Raw genomic sequence first — 18,814 nt, forward strand, 5'->3', positions numbered from 1 at the left:
TGTAGTGGCACATTCCCCCCCCTGTTACAATTCGGGGTCGCTCCGGAAGGCCTTGTGCGGCAGGCTGTTAACAGAAAATATACCATATCGGGACGTGAAAGCCCTTCAAAATGCGAGGGTTGGTCAAAATTAACCATGACTGAAGAAAAGCCCTAGGGACCGCGCCGGATTTTAGGTTGATACGCATTTTTGCCCGACATGATTGGGAATTGTCTCATATCGAACAACAGGACAATTGCTCATGCCAGTCGCCGTTTCCGCCTTCGAACTGCCCGACAATGCGCCGGATCGCGGCATACCAGCCGTCGGACCATCAGCGTCTCGGTGTATCGATCTCGTGCATCTGGCGCGGCAGACAATGGGTGACAAGGATCTGGAAATCGAAGTCCTTTCCCTGTTTGCCCGGCAGGCGCGGGCGGCGCTGGTGGACATGACTGGCGGCATCGTACCGGTTACGACCGTGGCACACCGAATCAAGGGGGCGGCCGGTGCGGTCGGGGCCTTCAAGGTGGCGAGTGTTGCCGCCGAAGTCGAGTCAGGCCAGACCGATGCAGCCACATTGGCGCGTTTTGGTGCGGCTGTTGTGGAGGCCGAAAACTTCATCAACAAACTCTGCCGCTGAACGAGCCGGAACAAAGCGAAGCGCCCGGGAACGCGGCGCTTTGGACGTCTTTGGAGTGCTGCAGTTGTTGACTGGGTGGGCGTTTTATCAGAAGAGATGCGTTTTGCATCAGCCCCTCAAGTCCGGATAAGCAAATCATGACAAAGCTCACCATTATCGCCTTTGACGGTACCCGATTCGAACTCGACGCCGCTGACGGATCGACGGTGATGGAAAATGCCGTTCGCAATTCCGTGCCGGGCATCGATGCCGAATGCGGCGGTGCCTGTGCCTGTGCCACCTGTCATGTCTATGTCGATGACGCCTGGACCGAAACGGTCGGCGGGCCTCACCCGATGGAAGAGGACATGCTCGACTTCGCCTTCGACCTGCGCCCGACCTCGCGGCTTTCCTGTCAGATCAAGATGACGCCGGCCCTCGACGGGCTGGTTGTCAGCGTGCCCGAACGCCAGGGCTGACGCCTTTTCCCTAATGATCTTGCAAAAAAATGCCTCGCTGCGCCGAAGCGAAGCGAGGCATGAGGTAGGTACGTCACTGTTGGCGAGGGAGGGAACGCCAGCAGCAATGGGACGCACCGGGAGAACACCGTACAAAGCCTGATGAGGCCAGAAGAATGGCGCTCGATCCCGTCACCGAATGTCGGCTTTCAGGATCGGCGCACCTGCTGCACATTCGCACCGCCTTGCTCGGTGCAGCAGGATTTGGAAACTCGATCAACTGAAAATGATAATATAAGAGATTGGTGAAATACACCAGCCGAAGAATTTACCTCTGATTGTCCGTAGTCCGCGAAAGGCTCGCGTAAGTTTCAAGTCGCAGGCCGATGTGGCGCAGAATGGGGCAGGCGGGTCCCGCTTTGGTGCGCCAGAAGGCGGCCTATATGGTCGCCTGATTGCAGTTCGCACCGGAATTTCGGAAGCTGGCGAAGAGACGACGCACGCAGCCGCAGCCTTCCTTGTCTAGATCAAAATTGCGGCCGCCGAGCAGCCAGTCCCAGCAAATGCCTTTGATCATCCATTTGACGGCATGGCAGGCAGAGGCAGGCGTCCAGCCTGTGGCGAGCTTCCCGTTGGCCTCTGCGCGCCGTAGGATCTGTTCGAGCTGGCTGTTGTGAAGCTCTTCAAGCTCTTTCATCGCCTGCTGTACGGGGGCGAATTCCTCGGTGAAATTGGTGCGCAACAGGATGGTCAGCATGCGCTGGCGCTGCTGGTCGGTCGCCATGACCTGCATCCATTCGCAGGCTGAATCCTCGATCATGGTCAGCGCATCCATGCCGCAGCAAGCGGGATCGCGCAGTTCCAGCATGTTCAGAAGAGGCAGCCGGAACGTGTTGTAAAGTTCGAGAAAAATGTCGGTCTTGCTATGGAAGTGCCAGTAGACGGCGCCGCGCGTGACGCCTGCCGCTGCGGCAATCTCGTCGAGCGTGGTCGATCCGACGCCCTTTTCGAAAAACATTCTTTCGGCCGATTCGAGAATGGCCGCGCGTGTTTCCGCCGCCTCCGCTTTGGTCCGTCTCATTTCTCCTCCTTCCGCCGGTTTTCGGGGCGCTCTTTGAAGAGCGCCCCGAACAACGATCCGACATTCGCCGTCAAGGAAACCCAGAGTTTCCGGTGACGTCTCAGTGTGCCGGGGTGGCGTCCTTTTCGTCCTTCTTTGCGGCTTCCAGCGGCTCCTTGCGGGCATCCTTGGAGAACAGCCGCATGATGAAGACGAAGAAGGCCGGCACGAAGAAGATCGCCAGGATGGTGGCCGAGATCATGCCGCCGAGAACGCCGGTACCGATGGCGTTCTGGCTCGCCGCACTCGCGCCCGTCGCAATCGCCATCGGCACGACGCCGAGGGTGAAGGCGAGCGACGTCATCAGGATCGGACGGAAGCGCAGATGCGCTGCCTCGACGGTCGCGTCAAAGACGCTCTTGCCTTCGGCACGCAGATCCTTGGCGAACTCGATGATCAAAATGGCGTTTTTCGCCGACAGGCCGATGATGGTGATCAGGCCGACGAGGAAGTAGACGTCGTTGGGCATGCCGCGCAACGTGACGGCGGCAACCGAGCCGATAACGCCGAGCGGCACGACGAGCATGACCGACAGCGGGATCGACCAGCTTTCGTAAAGCGCCGACAGGAGCAGGAAGACGAACAGGATGGACAGCGCGATCAGCGCCGGTGCCTGTGAGCCCGACTGGATTTCCTGCAGCGACTGGCCGGTCCACTCATAACCGAAGCCGGTCGGCAACTGGTTGGCAAGACGCTCCATCTCGGCGATCGCGTCACCCGAGGAGTAGCCCGGACCGGCCTGACCGGCGATACGGATCGCCGGATAACCGTTATAGCCGATCACCTGCGAGGGACCGCGTACCCATTCCGCTGTGGCGAATGAGGACATCGGCACCATGCCGCCGCTGGCGTTGCGAATGTTGAGCTTGAGAAGATCCTCGGTCTTCATGCGCTGGTTGCCTTCGGCCTGAACGGTGACGCGCTGCATGCGGCCATTGTTCGGGAAGTCGTTGACGTAGGAAGAGCCGAGGTTGGCGGTGATGGTGGAGTTGATGTCGGAGAAGGTGACGCCGAATGTGTTGGCTTTTTCGCGGTCGATCAACAGGTTCACCTGGGCAGCGTCCGGCATGCCTTCGATACGCAGGCCGGCGAGCATCGGGCTTTTTGCCGCTTCCGCCATGATCTGATCACGCGCCGCACCGAGTGCCGCCTGACCCTGACCGGAACGGTCCTGCAGACGGAAGGTGAAGCCCGACGAGTTGCCGAGACCCTGAATGGGCGGCGGCGACAGCGAAAAGGCGATGGCATCGCGCAGGCCAAAAATCTGGCCGTTGATACGTCCGGCAATCGCATCGGCGGAATCTTCCGGCCCACGCTCATCCCAGTTTTTCAGGGTGATGAAGGCGAGACCGGCATTCTGGCCGGAACCCGAGAAGGAGAAGCCGTTGATGGCGATGATGCGATCTACAGCCTTTTCCTTCAGTGCGATTTGCTCGATCTGCGAAATGACTTCCGTCGTACGGTCGGTGCTGGCCTCAGCCGGTGCCTGAACGTCGACGATCAGGAAGCCCTGGTCCTCGTTCGGCAGGAACGAGCTCGGAAGCTGCATGTATGCCCAGCCGAGACCGATCAGCAGCGCGACATAGATGATCATGAAACGGCCGGACCGCTTGATGATCTTGGCGACGCCGCCGGAATATCCATGCGACGCCTTGTCGAAGCCGCGGTTGAACATTCCGAACAGGCCCTTTTTGTCATGGTGATCATGAGCAACGGGCTTGAGGAACGAGGCGCAAAGCGCAGGAGTCAGTGACAGCGCAAGGAAGCCGGAGAACAGGATCGACACGACCATGGTCAGCGAGAACTGCTGATAGATGATGCCGACGGCGCCGGGGAAGAAGGCCATCGGAATGAACACGGCCGACAGGACCATGGTGATGCCGATGATGGCGCCGGAAATCTGGCCCATCGCCTTGCGGGTCGCTTCCTTCGGCGACAGCTTTTCCTCGGCCATGATGCGTTCGACGTTTTCGACGACGACGATCGCGTCGTCAACGAGAATGCCGATCGCCAGAACCATGGCGAACATGGTCAAAACGTTGATCGAGAAGCCGGCGACGAACATGATCGCGCAGGTGCCGAGCAGCGCCACCGGCACGACGAGCGCCGGAATGACCGTGTAACGGAAATTCTGCAAGAAGATGAACATCACCACGAAGACGAGGATCATCGCCTCGATCAGCGTGTGAATGACCTTTTCGATGGAAACCTGAACGAAGGGGCTGGTGTCATACGGGACTTCGTACTGAACGCCGGCAGGGAAATATTCCTTCAGTTCCTCCATCACCTGCTTGACGCCTTCCGACGCTGCAAGCGCGTTGCCGGTGGGCGACAGCTGCAGGCCGATGGCAGCACTTGGCTTGCCGTTCAGGCGGGACGAGAAGTTGTAGCTTTCGGCACCCACTTCGACGCGGGCGACGTCGCGAAGCCGCACCGACGAACCGTCGGGATTGGCACGCAGCACGATCGCGCCAAACTGTTCGGGATCGGTCAACTGGCCCTGAACGTTGATCGTCGCGGAAATCTGCTGGCCGATCGGGTTCGGGGTGGCGCCGATGCGGCCGGCTGCAACCTGTGCGTTCTGCGCGGTGATAGCGGCAGTGACGTCAGCGGCGGTCAGGCTGAGGCCAACCATCTTGTCAGGGTCCATCCAGATACGCATGGAGCGCTGGCTGGCGAACAGCTGGGCAGAACCGATGCCAGGCACGCGGCGCAATTCGCCGATGACGTTGCGCTGCAAGTAGTCACCGAGGCCGATGGCGTCAGTCTGGCCGTCTGTCGACGTCAGCGACACGACCATCAGGAACGACGTGCCGGCCTGTTCGACGCGCACACCTTGGGAGGTGACGGCGCCCGGCAGGCGTGGTTCGGCGCGGGCGATACGGTTCTGCACCTCAACCTGGGCTTCACCGATATTGGTGCCCGGCGCGAAGGTAACGTTGATCGACACACGACCGGAGGATTCCGACTGCGATTCGAAGTAGATGAGGCCCGGAACGCCGTTCAGTTCCTCTTCGATCGGGCGTGTGACGCCCTGATAGATGTCTTCGGGCGAAGCGCCGGGATAATTGGTGGAAATGGTGATCTGCGGCGGCGCGACATTCGGATACTGCGCGATCGGCAGCATCGGAATGGCGATCACGCCAGCCAGCATGATGAAGATTGCAACGACCCACGCAAAGATGGGCCGTTCGATGAAGAAACGTGCCATGAAACGGGATCCTTACTGCTTGGCGGGCTCGGCCGGCTTTTCGGCGTTGTCGGGCTTTTCAGCGTTATCAGACTTGGCAGCGTCGCCCTGATTGGCACCGTCCGCAGTCTGTTCAGTCGCGGGCTTTTCCGGCGACCATGGCTGCGGCTTGACGGTGGCGCCAGCGCCGGTCTTCTGGAAACCGTCGACGATGACGCGATCACCAGCCTTCAGACCCTGCGGAATGACCCAGCGGTCACCAAGTGCACGACCGACAGTAACCTGGCGCTGCTCGACCTTGTCTTCCGCGCCAACGACGAGAAGGCTGGCCTTGCCGCCGGCATCACGCTGGATGGCCTGCTGCGGAACCGCAAACGTGTCGCGCTCCAGACCCTGCTCGATCGAAACACGAACATACATGCCTGGCAGAAGGTCGCCATCCGGATTGGGGAATTCGCCACGCATGGTGACCTGACCGGTGGTCTCGTCAACCGCAGCTTCTGAGAACAGAAGGCGGCCTTCCTGCGGATACTTTGTACCGTCGTCCAGCATCAGTTGTGCCTTGGCCTCATTCGGGCCGGTCATCAGCTTGCCGTTCTGAAGAGCGCGGCGCAAGCGAACGAGATCGGCAGCCGGCTGGGTGAAGTCGGCATAGATCGGGTCGAGCTGCTGGATGGTGGCGAGGTTTTCCGAGCCGGTGGCGCTGACCAGCGCACCTTCGGTGATCAGCGCGCGGCCGATGCGACCGGAAATCGGCGCAGTGACATTGGCATATTGCAGGCTGAGTTTTGCCGACGCGACGCCGGCACGAGCCACCTGAACCTGAGCGTCAGACTGTGCAAGCTGCGCGACGGCGGTGTCGAATTCGGCGCGGGAAGCGACATTCGATTTGCTTAGCTGGGTCTGGCGGTCAGCTGTCTGGCGGGCCTGCAACTGCTGGGCTTCGGCGCTGCGCAAAGTTGCTTCGGCACGGTCGAGCTCGACCTGAAACGGCGCCGGGTCGATGCGGTAAAGTACATCGCCTTCCTTGACGAGCGAGCCCTGTTCGAACACGCGCTCGACGATGATGCCGGAAATGCGCGGGCGCACTTCGGCAAGCCGTGTCGGGGCGATACGGCCCGGCAGTTCGCTGTTGATCGGCAGCGTTTCCGGCTGAACGGTGATGACGCCGACAGCAGACGGCGGACGGGCAGGGGGCGCTCCAGCCGCCTGATCTTCCTTCTGGCAGGCGGCAAGGACGGACAGGCTGGCAATCAACAGACCAGCGACGGGCAGTTTCATTCGCATAGAGAACCCCATGGACCCAAAGACGGCAATTTTACATACGTGTTAGTCTGTATGTAAAATTGCTGCAAGGCAACATTTGCGTGATGTTAAGTTTCCGGCCTCCGAAGAGCCGAATCAGGCTTGTCGAATTGTGTGCTCGCCGGATGGTGGCGACGCAACGTCGAACATGGGGTGTCGGTTCCACTGCGACGAAGTTGCGCGGAGAATCGTGAACGATAGGGGAGTGTATTTCAGGGAATGCAGAGGACGTTCAGTTCGCCGATACGCTGCGATTCTTCAGGATGCGCATAATCCGCGTGTCGAAATTCTTCGATTCTACCATGTCGAAGCGAATTTGTTCGCGGTCATGCGCCTCGATCGCATCACGGCTGATGTCGCCCACGCGCGCTTCCAGAATATCGCAATTGTTTGCCGGGCGGATGGCCAGCAGCCTAGCCTCCAGACTGCGAGCGTGGGTGCGGGCAATCTCGGCGTGGCGTTCCTCATGGCGTTTGATATCGGCCGAAAGAGCATCCCAGATACGGGCCAGATTTCCCGTGGCTGCACCGCGATTGCGCCAGCGCGGCAGGATGATGTGAGTGCGTACCGTGACCTTGACGGCACCGATGGAGCAGCGGCCGCCGCGCTCTACATAACTGACTTCGCCGCCGAACTTGATTTCCGTGGCGCCCGGGTGTCGTGCACCGGTGTGGCGGGTGAGAGGGCCGCGACGTTCGAGTTCCGAATCGAGCTCTTCAGCCGTCTTGCCGCCGATGGAAAAGTAGGAATAGGTTTTGCTGACGACAGGCTGCGCGGCAAGCGGTGCCGTCAGGCCTAGGAGGAGCATCAGGGTCGTGACTGTTTTCGGAATTGGCACCCGGGGCGAACGGCGAAAGCTGCGCATCAATGGTATTCTCGGGTGCTGGCAGATTGAACTGGGGCAAAGCTTGGGGCATAGCCCTGCCAAGCGCAACAGAAGCTGCGCAATTTCACGTGCAAAAAGCAAGGATTGGGATGACCGTGAGTCTCCTCGGCAACAGCGTTTCCGGCAATAGCGTATGGCAGGTCGGCTCTGGTCGATCGCTGGATCTGGATGCCGGTGGCCATCTGATGGCGATCGTAAACGTCACGCCGGACAGTTTTTCCGATGGCGGGCGGCATGACAGCATCGAGGAGGCGGTGGCGCATGCGAAGGCATGTATCGCCGAGGGTGCAACCATTATCGATATCGGCGGGGAATCGACGCGGCCGGGAGCCGAGCCCGTCAGCGAGGCGGAGGAAAAGAGCCGCGTGCTGCCGGTGATCGAACGGCTCGCCGCCGAGACGGATGTGCTGATTTCCATCGACACCTATCGCGGTGGGACGGCGCGTGCGGCGATAGCGGCAGGCGCGCATATCATCAACGACGTGTATGGCTTGAGCTACGATCCCTCGATTGCCGACATTGCAGCCGAAACCGGGGCAGGGCTTTGCATCATGCATACGGGGCGCGGTCGCGAGGCGGAAAAACGGCCGGATGTTATCGACGATCAATTTCGGTTCTTCACAAAGGCGCTGGCAACTGCCGAGGCCGCCGGTGTCAACAGAAACGCGATCATGCTCGATCCGGGTTTTGGTTTTGCCAAGTCTCGTGAAGAGGAAACGGAACTGATGGCGCGCTTTGCCGAGCTGCATGCACTGGAACTACCGTTTCTGATCGGCACGTCTCGCAAACGTTTCATCGGTACCATGACCGGCCGCGAACGCGCCGATGAGCGCGATGTCGGAACCGCGGCGACAACCGCCGTTTTGAGGCTCGCGGGTGCGCATGTTTTCAGGGTTCATAACGTGGCTGCCAATCGCGATGCGCTCCGCGTGGCGGATGCGATCCTTTCGGCACAAAATACCGGAAGCCGGGTTGGCGCGGAGACAAGGTCATGACGCTCTATACGATCTATCTGAAGAACTGTTCGTTTTTTGCGCGCCATGGTGTGCTGAGCGAGGAAGAAAGGCTCGGCCAGCGTTTCTTTGTCGATGCCGAACTGGAGGTCGAGGGCGGCGAGGCGCTACAGAGCGACCAGATCGACGACACCGTTCATTACGGTATTGCCTTCGAGGTGATCGAGGAGGTGGTGACCGGTCAGCGCCGTTATCTGATCGAGGCCTTAGCGCGCGATATCGCGCTGGCGCTCTGCAAACGTTTTCCGCAGATCAGGCGCGCCGCAATTGCCGTGCGCAAGCCGAGCGTGCCGATCCCCGGCATTCTCGATTATGTGGAGGTGCGTATTGAGCACCGCCCCTGATGCTGTGTGGACGAGCGCAACACTCGGGCTCGGTGGCAATATAGGTGATCCGAAAGAGGCGATGGCGGAGGCCCTGCGCTTGCTGGACGGTCGCGGTGATTGCCGTGTGCTCGCCGTGTCGAAACTCTACGTGACCCCACCTTGGGGCAGGACCGATCAGGCGGATTTTTTCAATTGCTGCGCATTGATCGATACCACGCTTGCGGCGGAGGATCTGCTTGCAACCGGTCTTTCAATCGAAAAAGGCATGAAGCGGGAAAGGCTGGAGCGCTGGGGTCCGCGCACCATCGATATCGATGTGTTGACCTATGGCGATGTCGAGCGCGATACGCAGCCGTTGCAACTGCCGCATCCACGCATGACGGAACGTGCCTTCGTGCTGATGCCGCTGGCCGATATCGCGGCCGATCTCATGGTAAAGGGCAGGCCGGTGTCATCCTGGCTTGCCCTTGTGAATGCCGATGGTATCACCGTCGCGGACGAAAACCGCGACTGGTGGAGATGATCATTTCTTGATCGAGCCGACGGCCATCTGGTCGAGGTCGCGGGTGAGAGTCATGCCGATGACCGGGATCATCTGCTCTTCCACCTTCACCGAAATGGTGATGTTCATATCGTTATCGCTTTTCATGCTGGCGACCATGGCACCATTGAGCTTGGCGCGATTGATGCCGAGAACGATGCGTTCGCCATTGAGCGAGCCGGTGGTGATGTCGAGGCCCTTGCCCTCGGCGCCATCGAGAAACTTGCCGGTGTAACCCTTGGCAGTCTTGATGATGGTGGCGTTCATCGGCTGCTTGAAGACGCCGACGCGGCAGGTGCCGTCGAGTTTCAGGCCTGCATCGCCATCGTTGGTGGCTTCACCGATCAGATTGCAGGTGAACTTGGTGCCCTTGTATTTGCCGGCGACGATTTCACCAGGACCTTTCCAGCTACCCGCGGCGCTTTCGAAAAAGACCTGATCGCGCGAAGCGGCGTCAGCCTCAGGAGCCATCGCGACCGTGGCGACGGAGATGGCGACGGCAAAGCCACCGAACAGCGAGAAGATGCGCGAAACCATTCAAAAAATCCCTGGCAAAGGCCAACTGGTAGAGCCCGCAAATTAACGGAGGATGGTTAATGAGTGGTTTCTTTTGGTTGAGGCAAGCTGTGTCAGACCGGGTCTTTGGGTTTCGAGGTTGCAACGATATCGCCCATGAAATCCCCAATTCCCGGGCGTTTCAGCGCACGGAAAGGCAATGGGCGGCAAAGATCCATGGCGGCGATGCCGATGCGGGCGGTGAGCAATCCGTTGATCACACCCTCTCCGAGTCGGGTGGAAAGGCGTGCTGCCAGACCATGGCCTAGAACCTGCTGGGCGATGCTGTCGCCAACCGCAATCGAACCTGTCACGGCCAGGTGGGCGACCACATCGCGCAGCAGCCGGAACATGCCGAGTGTGCCGGGACGGCCACCATACAATTCGGCCATGGCCCGAACCAGACGCGAGACTTCGAACAGCACATAGGCGAGATCGACCACGGCGCGCGGGCTGATGGCGGTGACAACCGAGACGCGCTTGGAAGCCGCGAGAATTAACAGGCGTGCTTCGCGGTCGAGCGGCGTCATCAATTCGCGTTCGGCGAGACCGAGATAATGCGGGCCGTCGATGATTTCGCCCTTTGTCGCATCGAGGGCCGCGCGACCACGCGCGGTTTCGGCGCGGTGCGACAGGATCGTTGTGAGGCGAGCAACGAGCGCACGGGCGGATTTGGCGCCGTTCGCCGAATCGGTGCCGGTCTCGATGGCGACGACATCAGCTTTCAAAGACTGCACGGCACCGATGCGTATCAATCCCAGCACTTCGCGGAGGACGACAATGGCGAGGGCGGCCAGGGCAACGGAAAGAATGCCGATGGCGGTATAGCCCAGCCAGTCAGATCGGGAAAAAAGATCACGGATGACGCTGTCTGCCCAAAGCCCGAAAGCGAAAGAGGCGAATACACCAAAGGCGCCGGCGGCGAGCTTGCCGAAAGAAAAGCCGTGGCGGCGCGGCAATGCAACCGGCACGTCGGCAGGGTCGGCTTCAGCCACGCCGAGAAATGGATCGTCGGCATCGGCAGTGGCGGTAAAGCCGTCGTCGAAACTGCGTGGCGGACGGCTGACAGCGAGTGGCGTGTCGCGCTCCCCCTCGACGGTGTAGGCCGAGGGGCGACGGCGTGGTGTTTCCGAAGAGGGAGCTGTTTGGCGATTGTTCCGATCGTCTGATGAGGTCATGCGAGACGGTCTCCGAACAGGAACTGCATGGCGCGGTCGAGGCGGATATGCGGTACGGACAAAGCGATGCCGCCGCCGGTCTCATCGACTGATGGGGGGCGAAAACGTATGATATTCAGATCGGGTAGAGCCGTTTTCTCATCCGAACCGTCGATATCACGGAAAAACGCTTCCGGACTCTCCGGCAAGTCACCGGGAAATATCGCTGTTTTCTTATTCCCGTCAAAGATTTCGTCGCCAATGCGCTCACCCTGCATCGGGGTGCCGGTAATAACCGGAACGAGTTGCCCGTCCTCGCGCACGGTCGCCTCACGGGTGGCGCGCACCGAAGCGAGCGCCATGACGTCGATACCGGCGCCGGTCATGCCGATGCGATGGATGGCACGGTCGACGAGGCGGCGGGTGATGGCCTGCAGGCGATCGTGGCTTTCGTGATGCAGGTGATCGGCCTTGGTGGCTGCGACCAGCACTCGATCGATGCGGCGGCCGAGCAGCGAACTCAGGAAGGAATTTGTGCCGGGGCGGAAACAGGCGAGCACATCGGCAAGCGCGCGCTCCAGATCCTGCACGGCTTCCGCGCCGCGATTGACCGCTTGCAGCGCGTCGATCAGCACGATCTGGCGGTCGAGGCGTGCAAAATGCTCACGGAAGAAAGGTTTGACGACGACGCTTTTATAGGCCTCGAAACGGCGTTCCATCATTGCCCGCAGCGAGCCTTTGTCGGGCCGCGCGTCCGGCACATTCGGCATGGGTGCAAAGGTCAATGCCGGTGAGCCGTCGAGTTCTCCGGGCAGGAGAAAACGGCCGGGCGGCAGGGTGGAGAGCGAACGCTCGTCGGACTTGCAGGCTTTCAAATAGGTGGCGAAACTTTCCGACAGCCGACGAGCCGTCATTTCGTCAGCTGGGCCTTCCATGTCGATGCTGGCGGCCAGCCCCAGCCATTCCCGCGCCAGTTCCGCGCGCACACCGCTTTGGGCGAGTGTCACCGCATTGTCGGAAAAGGTTTTGTAGTCCTGCGCCAGCAGGGGCAGGTCGAGCAACCATTCGCCGGGATAGTCGACGATATCGATCGACAGGCGACCCGGTGAAAACATCCGGTTCCAGCCGCTGGCGCTCTGGTAATCCAGCGTAATGCGCAACTCGGAAATGGCGCGCGTCGAATCCGGCCAGATGCGTTCGCGTACCAGCGCCTGAATATGATCCTCGTACTGGAAGCGCGGGATGGCATCGTCCGGCTGCGGTTCGAGGCGAATGGAGGAGACGCGGCCGGAGCGCACCGGCTCGAACAGCGGCAGGCGGCCACCATTCAGAAGATTGTGGACGAGCGAGGAGATGAAAACCGTCTTGCCGGCGCGTGAAAGGCCGGTAACCCCCAGCCGTAATGTCGGATTGACGAGGCCGGAGGCGCGATCCGTCAGCGTATCGAAAGCGATACGGGCGTCATCGGTGAAACTGGTGAGAGAAGGCGGCAAGGCGTGATCCCGATTGCTGGCGACACCGGATTGTCGGTGCCCGATCTGCATATAGGGAGGGCATGTGCCGGAAGAAAGAACGGTGACTGCCGGATGATTTGCGAATGTGAAAATCGGTGCTTTTGGCCGCCTCCATCCTCACTTCTATCAGACGATCAGGAAATCGCGCAAAATCCAGTTTTCGCCGGCATGGTCGAGAACGGCAAAACCCGCCGTCGGATAACCGCTCGGGATGGCCAAACGCAGCTGTTCGCGGCCGATCAGGCGATCCAGCGTTTCCTCGATGGTCGGGTTGTGGCCCACCAGCATGACGGAGGGTGAGGGCGCCTGACCCGCCAGAAGCGCCAGATAAGTCTCGGACGAGCCGTTATAGATTTCGTCGATCGCCTGCAAAATGCATTCACCGGCCATGGCGCGGTGCATGGCATCCGCCGTCTGGCGGCAGCGCGTGGCCGTGGATGACAGGATAAGATCGGGGCGATAGCCCTTATCCACAGCCTTTTCACAGACAAGTTCGGCCTCGCCATAACCACGATCGTCCAATTCGCGATCAAAATCGCGCTGGCCGGATTGTGCCTGAGCGGCACGGGCGTGACGCAGGAGATAGATTCGCGAAGGGGGCGGTTCGATGATCGTCATGGCTGCCTCTGCCGGTCAAAACGCGTGGACATCAGGGGTAACGCCATGTCGCGATCCGCGTCAACTGCCCGTCATGCACAGTTTGGTGGCGGGTTGGCAGATAAGGGTATTTTCCGAATCGATCTGTGTAAATGCTTTAAAATTAGTCGTTTAGCCGATTTTTGTGTCGGTTTTAAAAATGCATTAACGGCGCGCATCAGACTTGAATCGCTTCCACCCTAGGGATATAGAGCGCCGCATAAGTTCTGTTCTTCAGGAGAAATCGCGTTGAGTGAGAAGATCGATCTTAGCAGCTTCGTCCTTTCGGAAGAAGACGAGTTCATGAACGTGCGACAAAAGGCCTACTTTCGGGCCAAGTTGATCGCTTGGAAGAATGACATCCTCAGAGAAGCGCGCGAAACTCTGGGCCATCTGGCCGAAGAAAGCGCAAACCACCCAGACCTAGCAGACAGAGCCTCTTCCGAAACCGATCGCGCTATTGAACTGCGTGCCCGTGACCGTCAGCGCAAGCTGATTTCCAAAATCGATTCCGCTCTTCAGCGGATAGACGAAGGCACATACGGATATTGTGAGGAGACCGGAGAGCCGATCGGCTTGAAGCGTCTCGACGCCCGTCCGATCGCAACCCTGTCGATCGAGGCGCAAGAGCGCCACGAGCGCCGCGAAAAGGTTTATCGCGACGAGTGACAGTGACGGCGGTGAAAAACAAAACACTGCCTGACAGACAGAATAACAAAAGGCGCGGATTTTTCCGCGCCTTTTGTTTTTGATGATCCGCATGACGACTGATCAACGCCAGACACAGTCATCGCTGGAATTTTTGAGGTAGTTCCTCAGATTTGGCTGTGCGGAAATGCTTGATGAACCTCGCTTCGCAGGCTCCGAACTCCGGGTAATTCCTTCTTGCGTCATTAAGTGAGATGCTGTTGGGGCCGCTTGCTTCATCACCGTATTTTTAACCGCCGCCATCCTATTCCCAGAAACAAATCGGGCAGATTTCGTAATGAAGCCTGTTGCCAATTGTGAGATGACCGCAGCACGCACATGGAAGGAAGGTCATCCAGGCAATCCTAAAACAAGCCTCTTTCAGGCATCAGAGAAAGCGCGGTGCTTGCATCGTGATGCTCATCGGTCATCTTTCGTCACCGACATTTCACCAAAAATGCGGGCAATCTCGTTCTGCATTGCCGGTTCTTGGCTTGCGCCGGTGACGCGCGGCATGCCGGGATCACGTCGCGGCAACTGGCTTGTGGGGCCGTTTGGAGTGGCGGGGCCGATTGGCGGGACCGAGTTGGCGCCGGCGAGGTTGGTGGCCATCTCCTCTTCAAGAATCCGTTCGAAATCGGAACCAAGCGGCTTTGCAGGAGCTGTGGCATGAATCGGCGGACGCAATGAAGCCGCTGGCGTTTGTGTTGCCATGACGGTCGGCCGCTGAGCGGGTGCCGGTGTCACTGAAGGCGGTTGAACCGACATTTCCGGGGGCATCTCCGCATGAGGCTGCTGGAACACGCGCTCGCGGGCTGCCTCAAGTAGATCGACCGCGTTGTCGAGCGACGGAGCTTCGCCGCGAGAGCGGGGTGTATCGATGTCGAAATGCGGTTCAGTCGTTCTGCCGGGCGTTTCGACGTCCACAGTCAAAGGCTGGTCACGTTGGGTTTTTACAGGCGGTTCGTTCACCGGTTCGGGCATGGGAACGGCCGTTGCCGTTGCAAAAGCTGTCGCAACAGGGGCAGGGGCAGGGGCAGCGGCAACAGCTGCGCTGGTGCGGGGCTCGATTGTCGGGAAATCGACGACAGGACTTGGAGCGGCGGCGCGTGCGGGCTCTGCTGCACGCGGTTCGGCCATTCTCGATTCGAGCCGTGATACGATGTCGGCGACCTTTGGTTCCGCTGTGGCCGCGCGGGGAGCCGGCTGCATCGGTACGGCAGGCGTATCGGCGGGTTTGGCGGCTTCCGGCTTCGGCACAACCGGCTGAACGGGCGCGGCGGCTTCAGTTGGCTTGACTGGCGGCGCAGCATCTACCGCCTCCGAGCCGATCCAGGCGAAACTTTCAGTGTTTTCCTTTTGTGGAGCTGGCTTTTCAGCCTTCGCAGCTGATGCCACGACACGAGGCGCGGGTGCCGAAAATTCAACCGACCGGTCTTCGGAAGCCGACAGACGTGGCTCTTCAGCCGGCGCAATGCTCGTTTTTTCCGGTTCCGAAATCGTCTTCATCATCGTGTGATAGGGCGGGCTGCGCCCATCAACGATACTGCTTTCTATCACGACATCCGTTGGGCCGCCGATCATGATCAGGTGTTCGACGTCGTCGCGGCGCACCAGCACGAGGCGACGTCGCGCGTCGACGGCGGCGGCATCCAGAACCTGGAGACGCGGCTGGCGATTTTTGCCGCCTCGCAAAAAGGGCGAGGGGCCACCACGTCCGCGGATCAGCCACAGCACGAGGATAAGGCAGAGAAAACCTGCGGCGACACCGACCACGGCGATGGTAAGGTTGCTGCCATAGGTACCCAGCATCTCGTCAAGCATAAACCACTCCTTGGATATAGGACGCCGTCGTTAGAAACCGGCTGTGTCAGGATCATGACGGTAACGAAATGCGCGCCATATCCGTGACATTGAAGAACCATGGGACAGGAATATGGTTCGAATGCAAGGATCGGCAATCGCATCCCTGCGATCTTCAACGGGTTTCTGTGTTTTCCGAGCTTTTTGCCGGTGTCGCAAATTGCTATGAAGAGGCAGCCGACCGATTCCGATCCGCACCAACTATCGGGGTGCGGCGCTTGGCCGACATGAGAGGGTGAATGACGAAGATGCAGCAGAGCGGCCACAATGACGCGCCGCTGGTCGAACACGGAGCGCGCGGCGGAACCGTGATCCGGCTGCTCGTCCTTGCCGTGGTTCTGATCGCGGTGGCGATCTCCTTTGTCGTCTTCAAGGAATCGCTCGACAGCGAGATCGTGCTCGGCGTGCTCGGCATTCTTGCCATGGTCGGCATCTTCTTTCTGGTTTCCTCGGTTATCGGTCTGGTCGAGGTGATGCCGCAATCGCGCTCCGACGATCTGGCGCGGGGCTTTCTAGGCGGGCATCCGGACGGTATTCTGATTACCGATTCGAAAGGCCGCATCATTTACGCCAACGCCGCCTATGGCCGGCTGACCGGCGCCACCAATGCCGCTCAGGCCCAGTCGTTGGAAACGCTGCTTTCCAAAAACCGCGAATCGACCGAGGCGCTTTACCGCCTGACCACCGCATTGCGCGAAGGTCGCGAGGGGCATGAGGAATTCCGCCTGCTGAAGCCGCTTGGCCGGCCGGGTAACAACGGTTCAGGTGCGCACTGGTATCGTCTCAAGGCGCGGCTTCTCGCCAATGGTTCCTCGCGCAAGCCGCTGGACATATGGCAGATCACCGACATCACCTCGGAACGTGACGATCAGGAGCGTTTTTTCCGCGAGCTCCAGAACGCTATCGATTACCTCGATCACGCGCCGGCCGGCTTTTTCTCAGCCGGACGCAAGGGCGAGGTCTTCTATCTCAATGCGACGCTGGCGGAATGGCTGGGTTACGATCTGACCAAATTCGTGCCGCGTTCGCTCACCATGACGGATATCGTGGCGGGCGAGGGCATGGCGCTGATCCAGTCGGTTCAGGCAACACCGGGCCAGACACGCACGGAAACGCTGGATCTCGACCTGCGCCGCGCCAATGGCCAGAGCCTGCCGGCACGGCTCGTGCACAGTGTCAGCACCGCGCGCGACGGTGCGCCGGGTGAAAGCCGTACCATCGTCCTCGCACGGCCGAAGGGCGAGGCGGCCGATCTGTCTTCGTCCGCCATGCGCTTCACCCGTTTCTTCAACAACACGCCGATGGCAATCGCCTCGGTCGATGGCAACGGCAAGATTCTGAGGGTCAATGCGCCATTCCTGAAACTGTTTGCCGGTGTCGTCTCGCGTGACGAGGCGGAAGCCGGTGCGCCGCTCGAAACCATCTTCAACGAAGCGGTGCGGCCGCAGCTGACGCAGGCGCTGGCCGAGGCCAAGGACCGCCAGAGCGATATCGCACCGCTCGAAAGCCGCCATCCGGGCGATGAAAACCGTTATGTGCGTTTCTTCGTCAATGCCGTGATCGACGAAAGCGACGAGGCGCCGGAAGAGGTGGCCATTGTCTACGCTTTCGAGACGACCGAGCAGAAGGCGCTCGAGACGCAGATGGCGCAGACCCAGAAGATGAATGCCGTCGGCACGTTGGCGGGCGGTATCGCCCACGATTTCAACAACGTGCTGACCGCTATCCTTCTCTCTTCCGACCATCTGCTTTTGCAGGCGCGCCCGGCCGATGCCAGCTTTGCCGACCTGATGGAAATCAAGCGTAACGCCAACCGCGCCGCCGTGCTGGTGCGCCAGCTGCTGGCCTTCTCCCGCAAGCAGACGATGCGCCCGAGCGTGCTCAACCTCACCGATGTCGTCGGTGACCTGCGCATGCTGGTGGACCGCCTGATTTCCGGTACCAACGTCAAGCTCGATGTCGATTACGGTCGCGACCTCTGGCCTGTTCGCACCGACCTGTCGCAGTTCGAGCAGGTGCTGATCAACCTCTGCGTCAACGCCCGCGATGCCATGCCGCAAGGCGGTCGCATCACCATCCGCACACGCAATGTGACGGCGGAAGAGGGGCGTGCATACGCCGGTGCCGATCTGCCCGAAGAAGACATGGTGATGGTGGAAGTGGCCGATAACGGCACCGGCATTCCGCCCGAAATCATGGACAAGATTTTTGAGCCCTTCTTCACCACCAAGGAAGTGGGCAAGGGCACCGGTCTCGGTCTTTCCATGGTCTATGGCATCGTCAAGCAGTCGGGCGGCTATATCCATCCCGAATCGGAAGTCGGCACAGGCACGACGTTCCGCATCTTCCTGCCGCGCCACATTCCCGAGCCGGTCGCAGCGCCGGTCGAGGGTGAAAATGCGGTGGCAGCCGTTGCCATTGCGCCCAAGGCCGAGGCTGCCAATGCCGATGTTGATCTGACCGGCAACTCCGCTGTTGTTCTGCTCGTCGAAGACGAAGAGGCAGTGCGACGTGGCGGCAAGCGCATGCTGGAAACCCGCGGCTATACCGTGCACGAGGCGGGCTCCGGCGTTGAGGCACTCGAGATCATGGAAGAGCTTGAAGGCAAGGTCGATATCGTCGTGTCCGACGTGGTGATGCCGGAGATGGACGGGCCGACATTGCTGCGCGAATTGCGCAAGAACTATCCGGACCTGAAGTTCATCTTCGTATCGGGCTATGCGGAAGACGCCTTTGCGCGGAACCTGCCGGCAGATGCCAAGTTCGGTTTCCTGCCAAAGCCATTCTCGCTGAAGCAGTTGGCGGTGACGGTGCGGGAGATGCTCGACCGGCAGGACTGAGATTGTCGACGGGTGGCGAATCAGCCGTCCGACATGACATGAAACGGCGATGGACCGCCGCTAAAATCGCTGTTTCAGGAACAAACAGGAACAGCTTATCTGTTTGAGAACATTAAAGGAAC

16 protein-coding genes and 1 pseudogene are annotated in these 18,814 nt (G+C 60.1%); 7 read left to right on the forward strand and 10 right to left on the reverse strand.

Annotated features, from left to right (window positions below; genetic code table 11):
* The first annotated feature begins 241 nt into the window (after positions 1-241).
* A complete protein-coding gene (locus GAO09_RS14935) occupies positions 242-622 on the forward strand; it encodes an Hpt domain-containing protein (RefSeq protein ID WP_153354789.1) in 381 nt (126 codons plus the stop codon).
* A 137-nt stretch (positions 623-759) separates the two neighbouring features.
* Positions 760-1,080 carry a 2Fe-2S iron-sulfur cluster-binding protein gene (locus GAO09_RS14940; protein ID WP_153354790.1) on the forward strand — a complete coding sequence of 107 codons (321 nt, stop codon included), beginning with the start codon at positions 760-762 and terminating at the stop codon, positions 1,078-1,080.
* Positions 1,081-1,498: 418 nt separating this feature from the next.
* Here the strand turns inward: GAO09_RS14940 and GAO09_RS14945 are convergent, their stop codons facing one another.
* From GAO09_RS14945 to GAO09_RS14960, 4 genes are all read right to left on the reverse strand, one after another.
* Positions 1,499-2,140, reverse strand: coding sequence for a TetR family transcriptional regulator (locus tag GAO09_RS14945; protein WP_153354791.1), 642 nt, complete (start codon positions 2,138-2,140; stop codon positions 1,499-1,501).
* Between the two features lie 100 nt (positions 2,141-2,240).
* Complete coding sequence (locus tag GAO09_RS14950; RefSeq protein ID WP_153354792.1) at positions 2,241-5,390, reverse strand: efflux RND transporter permease subunit; 3,150 nt, start codon at positions 5,388-5,390, stop codon at positions 2,241-2,243.
* Between the two features lie 12 nt (positions 5,391-5,402).
* Entirely contained in the window at positions 5,403-6,656 is a 1,254-nt protein-coding gene (locus tag GAO09_RS14955) for an efflux RND transporter periplasmic adaptor subunit (RefSeq protein ID WP_153354793.1), read from the reverse strand.
* A gap of 250 nt (positions 6,657-6,906) precedes the next feature.
* Positions 6,907-7,482, reverse strand: coding sequence for a DUF922 domain-containing Zn-dependent protease (locus GAO09_RS14960; RefSeq protein WP_235938194.1), 576 nt, complete (start codon positions 7,480-7,482; stop codon positions 6,907-6,909).
* Positions 7,483-7,649: 167 nt separating this feature from the next.
* On the opposite strand from GAO09_RS14960, the gene folP reads away from it, so the two are divergent.
* The 3 genes from folP to folK are packed head-to-tail and all read left to right on the forward strand — an operon-like array spanning position 7,650 to position 9,422.
* Positions 7,650-8,555: a dihydropteroate synthase gene (gene folP / locus GAO09_RS14965; RefSeq protein ID WP_235938158.1), complete on the forward strand. Its 906-nt coding sequence runs from the start codon at positions 7,650-7,652 to the stop codon at positions 8,553-8,555.
* Positions 8,552-8,917 carry a dihydroneopterin aldolase gene (gene folB / locus GAO09_RS14970; RefSeq protein WP_153354795.1) on the forward strand — a complete coding sequence of 122 codons (366 nt, stop codon included), beginning with the start codon at positions 8,552-8,554 and terminating at the stop codon, positions 8,915-8,917. Before folP ends, folB begins: the two co-directional genes overlap by 4 nt.
* Complete coding sequence (gene folK, locus GAO09_RS14975) at positions 8,886-9,422, forward strand: 2-amino-4-hydroxy-6-hydroxymethyldihydropteridine diphosphokinase (RefSeq protein WP_153354796.1); 537 nt, start codon at positions 8,886-8,888, stop codon at positions 9,420-9,422. Before folB ends, folK begins: the two co-directional genes overlap by 32 nt.
* Here folK and GAO09_RS14980 read toward each other — a convergent pair whose 3' ends face one another.
* The 4 genes from GAO09_RS14980 to GAO09_RS14995 all read right to left on the reverse strand — a co-directional run bounded on the left by GAO09_RS14980 (position 9,423) and on the right by GAO09_RS14995 (position 13,284).
* Entirely contained in the window at positions 9,423-9,977 is a 555-nt protein-coding gene (locus GAO09_RS14980) for a hypothetical protein (RefSeq protein WP_153354797.1), read from the reverse strand.
* 92 nt (positions 9,978-10,069) lie between these two features.
* Positions 10,070-11,173, reverse strand: coding sequence for a YcjF family protein (locus GAO09_RS14985; RefSeq protein ID WP_153354798.1), 1,104 nt, complete (start codon positions 11,171-11,173; stop codon positions 10,070-10,072).
* Positions 11,170-12,645: a YcjX family GTP-binding protein gene (locus tag GAO09_RS14990; protein ID WP_153354799.1), complete on the reverse strand. Its 1,476-nt coding sequence runs from the start codon at positions 12,643-12,645 to the stop codon at positions 11,170-11,172. The genes GAO09_RS14985 and GAO09_RS14990 overlap by 4 nt, the downstream gene beginning before the upstream one ends.
* A 147-nt stretch (positions 12,646-12,792) precedes the next feature.
* A complete protein-coding gene (locus GAO09_RS14995; protein WP_153354800.1) occupies positions 12,793-13,284 on the reverse strand; it encodes a SixA phosphatase family protein in 492 nt (163 codons plus the stop codon).
* A gap of 267 nt (positions 13,285-13,551) precedes the next feature.
* Between GAO09_RS14995 and dksA the strand changes: the two genes are divergently transcribed.
* Complete coding sequence (gene dksA, locus GAO09_RS15000) at positions 13,552-13,971, forward strand: RNA polymerase-binding protein DksA (RefSeq protein ID WP_112733364.1); 420 nt, start codon at positions 13,552-13,554, stop codon at positions 13,969-13,971.
* 118 nt (positions 13,972-14,089) lie between these two features.
* On the opposite strand, the pseudogene GAO09_RS30550 reads toward dksA, so the two are convergent.
* Together GAO09_RS30550 and GAO09_RS15010 are read right to left on the reverse strand one after the other, a co-directional pair.
* Positions 14,090-14,344, reverse strand: a pseudogene (locus GAO09_RS30550) (CPCC family cysteine-rich protein).
* Between the two features lie 65 nt (positions 14,345-14,409).
* Positions 14,410-15,813 carry a flagellar biosynthetic protein FliO gene (locus GAO09_RS15010; protein ID WP_153354801.1) on the reverse strand — a complete coding sequence of 468 codons (1,404 nt, stop codon included), beginning with the start codon at positions 15,811-15,813 and terminating at the stop codon, positions 14,410-14,412.
* Between the two features lie 278 nt (positions 15,814-16,091).
* Here GAO09_RS15010 and cckA point away from each other — a divergent pair, with 278 nt between their 5' ends.
* A complete protein-coding gene (cckA, locus tag GAO09_RS15015) occupies positions 16,092-18,692 on the forward strand; it encodes a cell cycle histidine kinase CckA (RefSeq protein WP_153354802.1) in 2,601 nt (866 codons plus the stop codon).
* The last annotated feature ends 122 nt before the right edge of the window (positions 18,693-18,814 follow it).

This window comes from Endobacterium cereale (assembly GCF_009617585.1).
GTDB lineage: Bacteria > Pseudomonadota > Alphaproteobacteria > Rhizobiales > Rhizobiaceae > Neorhizobium > Neorhizobium cereale.